The sequence below is a fragment of the Hydrogenophaga sp. genome (assembly GCF_022844385.1).
Lineage (GTDB): Bacteria > Pseudomonadota > Gammaproteobacteria > Burkholderiales > Burkholderiaceae_C > Hydrogenophaga.
The window spans coordinates 31,344-43,391 of sequence record NZ_JALHLX010000006.1; the positions used below are offsets into that span (position 1 = coordinate 31,344).

The 12,048-nt window shown below is 65.9% G+C and carries 8 protein-coding genes; 5 read left to right on the forward strand and 3 right to left on the reverse strand.

All coding sequences use genetic code 11. The annotated features are described in order from the left end of the window. Window positions 1-369 precede the first annotated feature (369 nt). The 3 genes from Q0C59_RS02480 to Q0C59_RS02490 are packed head-to-tail and all read left to right on the forward strand — an operon-like array spanning window position 370 to window position 5,266. Window positions 370-1,827 carry an efflux RND transporter periplasmic adaptor subunit gene (locus Q0C59_RS02480; RefSeq protein ID WP_291211225.1) on the forward strand — a complete coding sequence of 486 codons (1,458 nt, stop codon included), beginning with the start codon at window positions 370-372 and terminating at the stop codon, window positions 1,825-1,827. Next, the gene (locus Q0C59_RS02485; protein WP_291211227.1) at window positions 1,824-3,848 is read left to right on the forward strand and encodes a MacB family efflux pump subunit; all 2,025 of its coding nucleotides are present in this window, start codon (window positions 1,824-1,826) and stop codon (window positions 3,846-3,848) included. Before Q0C59_RS02480 ends, Q0C59_RS02485 begins: the two co-directional genes overlap by 4 nt. 8 nt (window positions 3,849-3,856) lie before the next feature. Next, the gene (locus tag Q0C59_RS02490; protein WP_291211230.1) at window positions 3,857-5,266 is read left to right on the forward strand and encodes an efflux transporter outer membrane subunit; all 1,410 of its coding nucleotides are present in this window, start codon (window positions 3,857-3,859) and stop codon (window positions 5,264-5,266) included. Between the two features lie 30 nt (window positions 5,267-5,296). Here the strand turns inward: Q0C59_RS02490 and Q0C59_RS02495 are convergent, their stop codons facing one another. From Q0C59_RS02495 to Q0C59_RS02505, 3 genes are all read right to left on the reverse strand, one after another. Then, window positions 5,297-6,427: an alpha-hydroxy acid oxidase gene (locus Q0C59_RS02495; RefSeq protein ID WP_291211233.1), complete on the reverse strand. Its 1,131-nt coding sequence runs from the start codon at window positions 6,425-6,427 to the stop codon at window positions 5,297-5,299. Further along, window positions 6,424-7,104 carry a Fe2+-dependent dioxygenase gene (locus Q0C59_RS02500; protein WP_291211236.1) on the reverse strand — a complete coding sequence of 227 codons (681 nt, stop codon included), beginning with the start codon at window positions 7,102-7,104 and terminating at the stop codon, window positions 6,424-6,426. The genes Q0C59_RS02495 and Q0C59_RS02500 overlap by 4 nt, the downstream gene beginning before the upstream one ends. Window positions 7,105-7,189: 85 nt before the next feature. Beyond that, window positions 7,190-9,490, reverse strand: a complete 2,301-nt coding sequence (locus Q0C59_RS02505) for a TonB-dependent siderophore receptor (RefSeq protein WP_291211239.1) — start codon at window positions 9,488-9,490, stop codon at window positions 7,190-7,192. A 269-nt stretch (window positions 9,491-9,759) separates the two neighbouring features. On the opposite strand from Q0C59_RS02505, the gene ahpC reads away from it, so the two are divergent. After that, a complete protein-coding gene (ahpC, locus tag Q0C59_RS02510; protein WP_291211241.1) occupies window positions 9,760-10,323 on the forward strand; it encodes an alkyl hydroperoxide reductase subunit C in 564 nt (187 codons plus the stop codon). A gap of 93 nt (window positions 10,324-10,416) precedes the next feature. Beyond that, the gene (ahpF, locus tag Q0C59_RS02515) at window positions 10,417-12,009 is read left to right on the forward strand and encodes an alkyl hydroperoxide reductase subunit F (RefSeq protein ID WP_291211243.1); all 1,593 of its coding nucleotides are present in this window, start codon (window positions 10,417-10,419) and stop codon (window positions 12,007-12,009) included. Window positions 12,010-12,048: the final 39 nt, after the last annotated feature.

The window sequence follows — 12,048 nt, forward strand, 5'->3', positions numbered from 1 at the left end:
TTTGCATAAATACTGCAGAAAACAGGATCCACGGGTGAGGCTCGGGCACCCACAGCAGTGAGGCCAAGGCCGTGCCCCGGCGCAGAACGGCGTTCCACCGGGTGGCTCTTCAGCCACACCGCCATGTTGGCGCCCGCAATCGTCAGTAAAAGCTTGACGCGCAAGCTACCGCAGCGCGCGAGCCATGCGCGGGAGCGGGGCAGGGGTGGGGTCGATACTGTGCAGTCTGAATACATGGTGTCGTGCAGCGACGGCCCAAATCTTTAAAACTTTGCGTTTGCGCAACCGTTGGCCTTGCACATTCCTTCCACAGTTCGCGTACACCATGCAGCATCGCCTGAACCAATGCCCGTCAAGACACCCACCGATATGAACCAAGCTCCCTCCTCTGCTGTTCGCAAACCAAGCCCCTGGCAACTGGCCTTGATCGTGCTGGTTGCCCTGGCCGTGGCGGGCGGTGGCTGGCTCGCCTGGGTCCAATACGGCCCGGGCAACAAGACCGAGAGCGCCTACATCACCGCCACCGTGCAGCGGGGCGACATTGAAGACCAGGTCAGCGCCACCGGTTCGCTGCAGCCGCGCGACTACGTGGACGTGGGTGCCCAGGTGTCGGGACAGTTGCGCAAGATCCTGGTGGAAGTGGGCAGCGAGGTCAAAGAGGGCGACCTGCTGGCCGAGATCGACGCAGAGACTTCGATGGCTCGCGTGGAAGCCAGTCGCGCCCAGCTGCGTTCGCAGCAGGCCCAGATGACCGAGCGCGAACTGGCGTTGAGCAAGGCCGAGCGCGACCTGCAGCGCCAGAAGAACCTGATGCTGGAAGAGGCCACCACAACCGAAACCCTGCAGAACGCCGAGACCACGGTGCGCACCGCGCGTGCGCAGATCCAGTCGCTCAAGGCGTCGATGGAGCAGCTGCAGGCCAGCATGCGGGTGGAGGAGGCCAACCTCAAGTTCACCAGGATCTACGCCCCCATGGGCGGCACCGTGGTGAGCATCACCGCGCGCCAGGGCCAGACGCTCAACACCAACCAGTCGGCGCCCACACTGATGCGCATTGCCGATCTCTCGGTGATGACGGTGCAGACCCAGGTGTCGGAGGCCGATGTGAGCAAGCTGCGCAGCGGCATGGCGGTGTACTTCACCACGCTGGGTGGCCAGGGCCGGCGCTGGTATGGCGAGCTCAAGAAGATCGAACCCACCCCCACGGTGACCAACAACGTCGTGCTCTACAACGCGCTCTTCGAGGTGCCCAACAGCAACCGCAGCCTGATGACGCAGATGACGGCGCAGGTGTTTTTTGTGGTGTCGGACGCCAGGGATGTGTTGATGGTGCCGATGTCGGCCCTGACGATCCAGCGCAGCGCCCCGCAAGGTCCCCGCGGCGTGCAGGCTGCTCCCGCTGCTCCCGCTGCTCCCGCTGCTCCCGCTGTTCCGGCGGCACCGGGTGCAACAGGTGCTGGCGCGCCGGCAACGACCGCGTCGCCTGCTGTGGGTGAGCCAGAACGCACCACCCCCACCCGCCCCGCGGTGAGCAGCGGCATGCCGCGCAACGAAGCCGCTGCACGCCCTGTGCGTGCTCCGCGCCAGGCCAAGGCCAAGGTCATGGCCGAGGACGGCAGCATTGAAGAACGCGACGTCACCATCGGCGTGAGCAACCGTGTGCACGCCCAGGTGTTGTCGGGGCTGAAGGAGGGCGAGCGTGTCATCGCCGGTGTGCGTGAACCCGAGCGCCGCAGCACCACGGGGCAGGCGGGCGCGGGTGTCGGTCAGACCATGGGTGGCCCGGGCGGCATGCCCGCGGGCGCAGCCGGCGGGGCAAGGCGATGAGCCAGTTGCCCCACACTCCCGAAGCCGAGGCACTGCGCGCAGCAGCACCCCAGCTTGACGCCGCGGCGCCCGGGCTGGGCGTGCCGCTGATCGACCTGAGTGGCATCACCAAAACCTACCGCAACGGTGACCTCGCCGTTGAGGTGCTGCACGGCATCGACCTCAAGATCTACCCCGGCGAGCTGGTGGCCATCATGGGTGCCTCGGGCTCGGGCAAGTCGACCCTGATGAACATCCTGGGCTGCCTGGACAAGCCCACCACCGGCCGTTATCTGTTCATGGGCCGCGATGTGTCGGAGTTCGGGCGCGACGAACTCGCCGAACTGCGGCGCGATGCCTTCGGCTTTGTGTTCCAGAGCTACAACCTGATCGCCACCGGCACCGCGGCCGACAACGTGGAAGTGCCCGCTGTGTACGCCGGCATTGCGCCGGCCGAGCGCCACGCGCGCGCGGCCGAGCTGCTGGGCTCGCTGGGCCTGGGCGATCGCATGCACCACCGGCCGAACCAACTCTCGGGCGGTCAGCAGCAGCGGGTGTCGATCGCGCGTGCGCTAATGAACGGCGGCCGCGTGATCCTGGCCGACGAGCCTACCGGCGCGCTGGACAGCAAGAGCGGCGCCGATGTGATGGTCTTGCTCAAGGACCTTGCGGCCAAGGGCCACACGGTGATCCTGATCACGCACGCGGCCGAGGTGGCGGCGCACGCCAACCGCGTGATCGAAATCAAGGACGGCGACGTCGTGTCCGATCCCGGGCCGCGTCCGCCCGAGGGCGAAGCGGCTCAGGCCGCTTTGGCGTGGCATGCGCGCGGCGGCAAGATTTCCCAGCTGGGTGATGTGGTGGAGGCCGCGCGCACGGCGCTGCGCGCGCTGCGTGCCAATGTGTTCCGCGCCATCCTCACCTTGCTGGGCATCGTGATCGGTGTGGCCTCGGTGATTGCCATGCTGGCCATTGGCGACGGCGCCAAGCAGGTGGTGATCGACCGCATCAGCGCCATGGGCTCCAACCTGCTGCTGGTGCGCCCGGGCGCGCCCAACCAGCGCGGCTTCCAGAACATCGCCACGTTGGTGTTGGCCGACGTGAACGCGATTGACAAGGAGGTGCCCAACGTGTTGGCCGCCGTGCCCGAGCAGAGCAGCACGGCCACGCTGCGGTTTGGCGACGCCGACTACTCCAGCAGCATCCTGGGCACCTCGGCCAAGTTTCCGCTGGCGCGCCAATGGCGCGTGCAGCACGGCACCTTTTTCACCGACGAAGATGAGCAGGAGTACGCCACCGTGGCGGTGCTCGGCCAGACCGTGGCCAAGGCCTTGTTTCCGGGCGGAGAGGAGCCGCTGGGCAAGTTCGTGCTGGTCAACAACCTGATCTTCCAGGTGGTGGGCGTGATGAGTTCACGTGGCGCCTCGCCCAGCGGGCAGGACCAGGACGATGTGGTGCTGGTGCCGTATGCCACCAGCCAGCTGCGCCTGTCGGGTCAGCGCTTTCTGCGCAACGTGACGGTGGCGGTGGAGGACGTGAGCCGCATCGACGAGACGCAGTCCGCGGTGGAGTCGCTGCTGGCCGAACGTCACGGTGTGATCGACTTCCAGATCCGCAACATGGCGTCCATCATCGACACCGCCACCGAGACCCAGAACACCATGACCATCCTGCTGGGGTCGATTGCCGCGATCTCGCTGCTGGTGGGGGGTATCGGGGTGATGAACATCATGCTGGTCAGCGTGACCGAGCGCACCCGCGAGATCGGCATCCGCATGGCCACAGGGGCGCGCATGCGCAACATCCTGCAGCAGTTCCTGATCGAGGCGCTGGTGGTCTCCGCGCTGGGCGGCCTCATCGGCGTCGTCATCGGCCTGGGCGTGGCCTTTGTGATCGGTGCCACCGGCACGGCGGTGCAGTACTCCGTGGCCCCCGTGGTGCTGGCTTTCGGCTGCGCGTTTGCCACCGGCCTGATCTTTGGCTACCTGCCAGCGCGCAAGGCCGCGCGGCTGGACCCTGTGGTGGCCCTTTCTTCCGAATGAGCACTGTGATGAAACCGTTTGCCTTTCCTTTCGCCAAACCGCTGGTGCTCGCCATCGCGCTCGCGCTGCAGGCCTGCGCCACCACCGACCCGGCGCGTGCGCCGGTGGTCGAGATGCCCACGGCCTGGAGCCCGGCGGCACCAATGCTTGAGGCCGCGCAGCTCACCACCGCGTGGTGGCAGTCCTTCGGCTCGGAGCCGCTGGAGCGCCTGATCGCCGAAGCGCAGGCCGGCAGCCCGGACCTGCGCATCGCCATCGAGCGCATCCGCCAGGCCGACCTCGCCTTGCAGCAGGCCGGCGTCTCGCGCCTGCCGTCGATCAACGGCAGCGCGGGTGTGTCGGCCAACCGCAGCGACGGACCTGGTGTTCCGTCCACCTCGCGCGAGTCGAGCAGCGTGGGGCTCTCCATGAGCTACGAGGTCGACCTCTGGGGCCGCATTGCCGCGGGCGTTCGCGCCGGCGAGGCTTCGTTGCAGGCCAGCGAGTTCGACTGGAAGACCGCGCGCCTCACGCTGCTGAGCGGTGTGGCGAACAACTACTTCCTGTGGCTCAACACGGCCGAGCGCCTGCGCATTGCGCGCGAAAACCTGGCCATTGCCGAGCGCGTGCTGGGCATCGTCGAAGCGCGCCAGCGCAACGGCGTGGCCACGGCACTGGAAGTGTCTCAACAGCGCACCACGGTGCTGTCGCAGCGCACGGCCTTGCTGCCGCTGGAGTTGCAACAGCGCCAGACCGGCACGGCGCTCGCGTTGCTGCTGGGCCGCGTGCCGCAGGGCTACACGCCCGAGGCGGGCGAGTTCGCGCAGCTGCGAGTGCCTGCGCTGTCGCCGGGTCTGCCGTCGTCCTTGCTCACGCGCCGCCCGGACCTGGCCTCGGCCGAAGCGCAACTCGCAGCGGCCGATGCCAATGTGGACGCCGCTCGCGCCGCGCTGCTGCCGAGCCTGTCGCTGTCGGCTTCGGGCAGCCTGGGCACCTCGGCCTTGCTGAGCCTGGCCGACCCCACGCGTGGCATTTCGATTGGCCTGTCGCTCGCGCAGGCCATCTTTGACGGCGGGCGCCAGCGCCTGCAGATCCGCAGCACCGAATCGCAGCGCGTGGTGCTGATCGAGAACTACGGCAAGGCCATCCGCACCGCGCTCAAGGAGGTTGACGACGGGCTGGGCAATGTGGACCGCAGCCAGCGGCAGGAAGCGCTGCAGCGCGAGGTGGTGGCGCAGGCGCGGCGTTCGCTGCAGCTCGCCGAGCTGCGGTACCGCGAGGGCAGTGGCGATCTGCTGTCGGTTCTGGACGCGCAGCGCACCCTGTTTGCTGCGCTCGATGCACTGGCCACGCAGAGCCTGTCGCGCCTCACGGCGGCGCTCGATCTGTACAAGGCGTTGGGTGGTGACTGGGCCGGACCACCGCCGCCCTTGGGCTGACGCCGGTTGGGCGTCTGGAGCTCTATCGCCTCAACAGCGGGATGAGGCGGGGCTCAGCGTTGACGCCGCATCGCGCAGGGTGCGGCAGCCCGTGAGTGCCATGGCGATCTCGAGTTCGTCGCGCAGAAGGCGCAGCACATGGGCGACTCCGGTGGCACCGGCATTGGCCAGGCCGTGCAGCACCGGGCGGCCGACCAGCACGGCGGACGCGCCCAGCGCCATGGCCTTGAGCACGTCGGTGCCACGACGAATGCCGCCGTCCACCAGCACCGGCGCGTCACCCGCCACCGCCTGCACCACACGTGGCAACAACGCGGCCGTGGCGGGCATGGTGTCGAGCGTGCGCCCGCCGTGGTTGGAGACGATCACGCCGGCTGCGCCGCAATCCAGCGCTTGCCGGGCGTCGTCCGGGTGCACCACACCCTTGAGCAGCACTGGCAGGTTTGTGATCGAGCGCAGCCAGGCGATGTCGTCCCAGGTCGGTGCGTGGGTCATGAGGTCGTCAAACAGTCTGCTCTGGCCCGGCCGCAGGGAGAGCGGTGCAGGTGCCACGCGACCTGCCAGGTTGACCGCCGTGATGTCCGCAGGCCGTCGAAAGCCGGCGCGGCGCTCCCGGTCGCGCGCTCCCTGCACCGGCGCGTCGACTGTGAGTACCAGGGCCTCGAAGCCTGCAGCTTCCGCGCGCTGCACCAGTGTTTTCATGAAGCCGCGGTCGGGCAGCAGGTAGAGCTGAAACCAGAGGGGTCCACGGTCTGGCTCGGGCAGGACGGTCCGGGCCACGTCTTCAAGCAGTGTGCTGGCCTGTGTGCTGAGCACCAGCCCGGCTCCGAGCGCAGCAGCGGCGAGCGCGGTGGCCTGCTCGGCGTGCGGGTGCGCCAGACGCTGGTAGGCCATGGGCGCGATCAGGATGGGGTGGGGCCATTCACGGCCCAGCAGGCTCACACGGGTGTGGCCGCCGCTCAACTGGCGCATCACGCGCGGCAGCAGTTCGATGGTTTGCCAGGCCTGCGCATTGGCATGCAGGGTGAGCTCGTCGGCAGCGGCGCCATTGAAATAGGCCCAGACCGCTTCATCGAGCAGGCTGCGGGCGTGGAATTCGTGGTCGGCCAGCGTCACCACGCCATCGGGCAGTGTTTGCGGAACAGTGGACGCGGAGCTCATGTGTCGGCCCACTGGCGCAGCAGGTTGTGATACGTCCCGGTGAGGGCGGTGGACTCGGCGGTTTCGCCGTGGCGCTGGCGCAGTGCGAGCAGGTTCATGTCGAGGTCGAACAAGATGCGCCGGTGTTCGTCGCTGCGCACCATGCTCTGGACCCAGAAGAAACAAGCCAGGCGCTCGCCGCGCGTGACGGGCTTGACCTGGTGCAGGCTGGTACCGGGGTAGATCACGGCATGCCCGGCGGGCAGCTTGACGCTGTGTTCACCGTACGTGTCGGCGACCACCAGTTCACCGCCGTCGTAGTCGGTCGGATCGTTCAGGAAGACGGTGCAGGAAACATCGGTTCGCACGCGTTGACCGCCTGGCAGTACGCGCACCGCGTTGTCGATGTGGTTGCCGTAGGCGTTGGTCTCGCCTGCATAGCGATTGATGCGCGGCGTGAACACCTTGAGTGGCAGCACCGCAGAAAAGAAGCGCGGGCTGCTGTCGAGGCCCCGCAGCACATGGGCGCGGATGGTCTGGGCCGCGGCGCAGTCGTGCGGCAGTTGCAGGTTGTTCTTGACCGCGCGGGCCTGGGTGCCTGCGCTCTCGCCGCCGTCGGTCCAGGGCGCCTTGGTCAGTGCTTGGTGGACCTTGCGCAGGTCTTCTTGACTCAGGATGTCGGGCAAGGTCAGCAGCATGGGAGTACTTGTGGTTGCGTCGTGGGAAAAGGCAAAAAGCCGCCCCACGCAGGTGGGGCGGCGAAAGCCCTGGAGTGGGGCCTTGTCAGAACTTCAGACTGGCGGTCACCTGCAGCGTGCGGCCCGCACCCGGAACATAGTGCGCCGGGTAGAGCGAGTCTGCGTAGAGCTTGTTGGTCACGTTGGTCAGGTTGGCCTTCAAGATGAGGTTTTCGAAGTCGAAGCGGTACTCGGCCATGAGGTCGGCGGTGACATAGCTGGGCACGTGGAACTCCGAGCGAAGTGGCTTCTGCTTGCTGCGGAAGTTCAGGCCGCCACCAACGCGGAACTTGGGCGTGAGCTGCCAGGTGCTCCACACCGTGCCGCTGTGCTCGGGTGTGAGGGTCGGGCGGTCGCCGACACGTTCACCCGGGGTGTTCTGTGTGCATGCGCCCGACGGTGGGCAGGGTGCGGCCTTGTCCACATGGGCGACGGGAATCCACATGTAGGAGCCATACACCTCCCAGGTGGGCGAGAGGCGTCCGGAAATGTCGGCTTCAAAGCCGGCCACATGGCGCTTGCCCGAGAGCGTGATCACCGACAGGTCGGGGTCGGTGTTGCGCTCGTTCAGTTTGGTCGAGCGGAACACCGCCAGGCGCGTCGTGAAGCGCTTGTCGGCCGAATCCAGCTTGGCGCCGATTTCAAGGTTGATGCTTTTCTCGGGTGGCGTGTCCACGTTGCTCGGGCCCAACGAGTAGGCATCGCCCGAGGTGTTGAACGAGGTGCCCGCGGAGGCGTGGAACGATTGCAGCGCGTTCGGCTGCCACAGGGCACCGAGGCGTTGGCTCACCTCGGAGACCTTCATGCGGTAGCTGTTGGTGGTGACCGGCCCGGGCGCGGCGTTCGGAATGGTGAAAGCGTCGTAGTCGCCCGTGAGGTTGTCATAGCGCAGGCCACCCACCAGTTTCCAGGTGGGGGTGAGTTGAACCACGTCTTGCACGTAAGCGCCCCAGCCGGTGGACACGTACTGGTTGCTGACGCGCAGCACACGCGAGGCTTCGTCAACGAATGCGCCGTCGTTGGGCGTGCCCACGGTGGTTCGCGGTTTGGTCGGCACCACGCCACCTTGGTTGGCATTGCGCGCGGCGTAAACCGTCTTCTCCTCCCGCGACGCGTCCACGCCAGCCAGAATGTCGTGTTTGAAGCCCAGCGCCTCGAACTTGCCGGAGTAGTCGCTCTGCACATGGACGTTGTCCATGTCCTGGATCTTCAAGTGCAGGTTGCGTTGCAACACGGTGTCGGGGCCGAAATTGGTCAGGTTGGCCGCCACGCCGCCGGGCTGAAAGGCTGCGGCTGCAAAACGGATGGCTCCCGAACGCTGGTCGCGCTTGAACTGGCCCACGCGGATCTGGGTCTTGATCTCGCTTTCGCGGTCGAAGCGGTGGATGTGGCTGAAGCCGGCAATGGTCGCGCTGCTGTCGTTGTAGTCGCTGGCCAGGCCGTAGTAGTTCTTCGGGTCCAGTGGCAACAGCACACGCTCGGTGTTGGGCGCGCCAGCGTAAGGCGCGATGAACGGGATGCCGTAGTTGATGCCGTTGTTGTTGTCCAGGTTGTAGATGCTGGCCTGGAACTCGTTGCGCTCACCGATGCCCCAGCGGTAGGCCAGGGCCACGCCATTCTTGTCGAGGCTGGCGCCCGAGCCGTTGTTGTCGGCCTTGGTCACCATGGCGTTGAGACGCAGCGCCGAACTCTCACCGGTCTGGATGTTGAAATCGCCCTGCACGCGGCGGTAGGCGTGGCTGCCCAGGGTGAGGTCGACCTGGTGTTCGGTGATCAGGCGCGGCACCTTGCTGACCTGGTTGACCGCGCCACCGGTCGAGCCGCGGCCGAACAACATGGACGCCGAGCCGCGCAGCACCTCCATGCGGTCGAGGTTGAACGTGTCGCGTTCGTAGAACGCCGGATCGCGCATGCCATCGATGAACAGGTCGCCCGTGGCTTGCAGCGAAAAGCCACGCAGCCGGATGTCTTCCTCGGCGCCTTCGGCGGCCAGGAAGCTGATGCCCGCTGTGTTCTTCAACGCTTCCTTGACGGTGTCAAGGTTGCGGTCGTCGATGAGCTTTTCGGTCACGACGGTCACCGACTGGGGAATGTCACGCAATTGCTGGCGCCCTTTGCCAATGCCGGTTTCCGTGGCACGCAACGCGTCCTTGCCTTCCGGGGCCTCGGCCCGCTCGCGCACGGTCACCGTGGGCAGGGTGTCGGACGGCGTGGTTTGCGCCATGGCGCTCAATGAGCCGGCGAGCAGCATGGCGCCCAAGGGCAGCATGGCCGTGGAGGCGTTCGTGGACGGCTTGGACGGGGAGCGGACGATGGCAAGACGTTGGCGGGTTTTCCGTTGGGACATGGTGGCAACAAGCTGAAGGGGTTTTCGGCTGGCTGCACGCGGCTGCGTCCTGGCTGGCTGGAAGCGTGAAGTGTATATCGAACGAGAACGATTCGCATTAAAATGCAATGCGTCGACCGGTTGTGGTGCTGCGTTGCAACATTCCGGCTATCGACCGGATAGTGACTATCAATAAAGATTGTTGATAGAGATGGGCTATAGTTCATCCATCGCTGCAACAGCAGTACCCGGTTCACCATTCCCGCAACCTCACCTCCAAGGAAATCACCATGTCCCTGATCAACACCACCGTCCAGCCCTTCAAGGCCGAAGCCTTCCACAACGGCAAGTTCGTGCCCGTGTCCGACGCCAGCCTGCGCGGCGAGTGGTCGGTCCTGATCTTCATGCCCGCTGCCTTCACCTTCAACTGCCCGACCGAAGTGGAAGACGCAGCCGACAACTACGCCGAGTTCCAGAAGGCCGGTGCCGAGGTCTACATCGTGACCACCGACACCCACTTCGCACACAAGGTGTGGCACGAGACCTCGCCCGCCGTTGGCAAGGCCAAGTTCCCGCTGATCGGTGACCCGACCCACACGCTGACCCGTGCGTTCGGCGTGCACATCGAAGAAGAAGGCCTGGCGCTGCGCGGCACCTTCATCATCAACCCCGAAGGTGTGATCAAGACCGCCGAAATCCACGACAACGCGATCGCCCGCGATGTGAAGGAAACCCTGCGCAAGCTGAAGGCCGCCCAGTTCGTGGCCAACAACCCAGGCCAGGTGTGCCCCGCCAAGTGGAACGAAGGCTCGAAGACCATCACGCCTTCGCTGGACCTCGTGGGCAAGATCTGATCTTCCAACTCGGTCTTTAGTACCGCAGACCGATGGGCCTTTGGGCCCATCCACCGGCGGCATTGATGCCTCAACCCCATTCAGGAGAATTTCATGCTCGACACCAACCTCAAGACGCAACTGCAGGCTTACCTCGGCAAGCTGCAGCGCCCGATCCGTTTGATTGCTTCGCTCGACGCCAGCGCAGGCGCGGCCGAGATGAAAGAACTGCTGCTGGAAGTGGCCGAGCTCTCCGATCTGGTGAGCTTCGACGAGACCGGCACCGATGCGCGCAAGCCATCGTTCGTGATCGCCCGCGAAGGTGAAACCACCGGCGTGCGCTTCGCAGCAATTCCGCTGGGCCATGAGTTCACCTCGCTGGTGCTGGCGCTGTTGTGGACGGGTGGCCATCCGCCCAAGGTCGAAGCGGCCGTGATCGAGCAGATCAAGGGTCTGGAAGGCGACTTCAACTTCGAGATGTACATGAGCCTCTCGTGCCACAACTGCCCCGACGTGGTGCAGGCGCTCACGCTGATGTCCATCCTCAACCCCGCCGTGAAGGCCACGGTGATCGACGGCGGTTTGTACCAGGCCGAAGTGGAAGAGCGCCAGATCCTGGCCGTGCCGATGGTGTTTCTGAACGGTGAGCTGTTCGGCTCGGGCCGCATGCTGCTCGAAGAGATCGTCGCCAAGCTGGATGTGAAGTCCGACGAGCGCGAAGCCGCCAAGCTCAATGCCAAGGACCCCTACGACGTGTTGATCGTCGGTGGTGGCCCGGCCGGCGCTGCGGCTGCGGTGTACGCCGCCCGCAAGGGCATCCGCGTGGGCGTGGCCGCCGAGCGTTTCGGTGGCCAGACCAACGACACCATGGCGATCGAGAACTACATCAGTGTGCTGGAGACCGACGGGCCGAAGTTCGCCGCTTCGCTTGAAGCGCAGGTGCGCCATTACGACGTGGACATCATGAACCTGCAGCGCGCCAGCAAGATCATCCCGGCCACAGAAACTGGTGGCATGGTGAAGGTGGAAATGGCAAACGGTGCGGTGCTGGAAGCGCGCAGCGTGATCCTGTGCACCGGCGCGCGTTGGCGCAATGTGAACGTGCCCGGAGAAGAAGAGTTCAAGAACAAGGGCGTGGCCTATTGCCCGCATTGCGACGGCCCGCTCTTCAAGGGCAAGGACGTGGCGGTGATCGGTGGTGGCAACTCCGGCGTGGAAGCCGCGATTGACCTGGCCGGCATCGTGAAACACGTGACGCTGGTCGAATTTGCCGACGCGCTGAAGGCCGACGCGGTGCTGGTGAGCAAGCTCAAAAGCCTGCCCAACGTGACCATCAACGTGAACGCGCAGACCACCGAGATCACGGGTGCCGGCGGCAAGGTCAACGGCATGTCGTTCAAGGACCGCGTCAGCGGCGAGGTGAAACACGTGGCTCTGGAAGGCGTTTTCGTGCAGATCGGCCTCGTGCCCAACACCGAGTGGCTCAAGGGCACCGTGGACCTGAGCCGCTACGGCGAGATCGAGATCGACGCCAAGGGCCACACCAACGTGCCCGGCGTGTTTGCCGCCGGCGACTGCACAACGGTGCCGTACAAGCAGATCGTCATTGCTGCGGGTGACGGCTCCAAGGCCGCGCTCAGTGCCTTTGACTACCTGATCCGCCAGCCGGTGGTGGCCGCCAAGGTCGAAGAAGCGGTCGCCGCCTGAACACGGTCCGCCCATGAAAAAGGCTTCGGGAAACCGAAG

Excerpts from the sequence above, each read along its gene's own strand:
- ahpC (WP_291211241.1), top strand. The coding sequence starts at position 9,760 with ATGTCCCTGATCAACACCACCGTCCAGCCCTTCAAGGCCGAAGCCTTC.
- Q0C59_RS02495 (WP_291211233.1), bottom strand. The coding sequence starts at position 6,427 with ATGAGCTCCGCGTCCACTGTTCCGCAAACACTGCCCGATGGCGTGGTG.
- Q0C59_RS02480 (WP_291211225.1), top strand. The coding sequence starts at position 370 with ATGAACCAAGCTCCCTCCTCTGCTGTTCGCAAACCAAGCCCCTGGCAA.
- Q0C59_RS02490 (WP_291211230.1), top strand. The coding sequence starts at position 3,857 with ATGAAACCGTTTGCCTTTCCTTTCGCCAAACCGCTGGTGCTCGCCATC.
- ahpF (WP_291211243.1), top strand. The coding sequence starts at position 10,417 with ATGCTCGACACCAACCTCAAGACGCAACTGCAGGCTTACCTCGGCAAG.
- Q0C59_RS02500 (WP_291211236.1), bottom strand. The coding sequence starts at position 7,104 with ATGCTGCTGACCTTGCCCGACATCCTGAGTCAAGAAGACCTGCGCAAG.
- Q0C59_RS02505 (WP_291211239.1), bottom strand. The coding sequence starts at position 9,490 with ATGTCCCAACGGAAAACCCGCCAACGTCTTGCCATCGTCCGCTCCCCG.
- Q0C59_RS02485 (WP_291211227.1), top strand. The coding sequence starts at position 1,824 with ATGAGCCAGTTGCCCCACACTCCCGAAGCCGAGGCACTGCGCGCAGCA.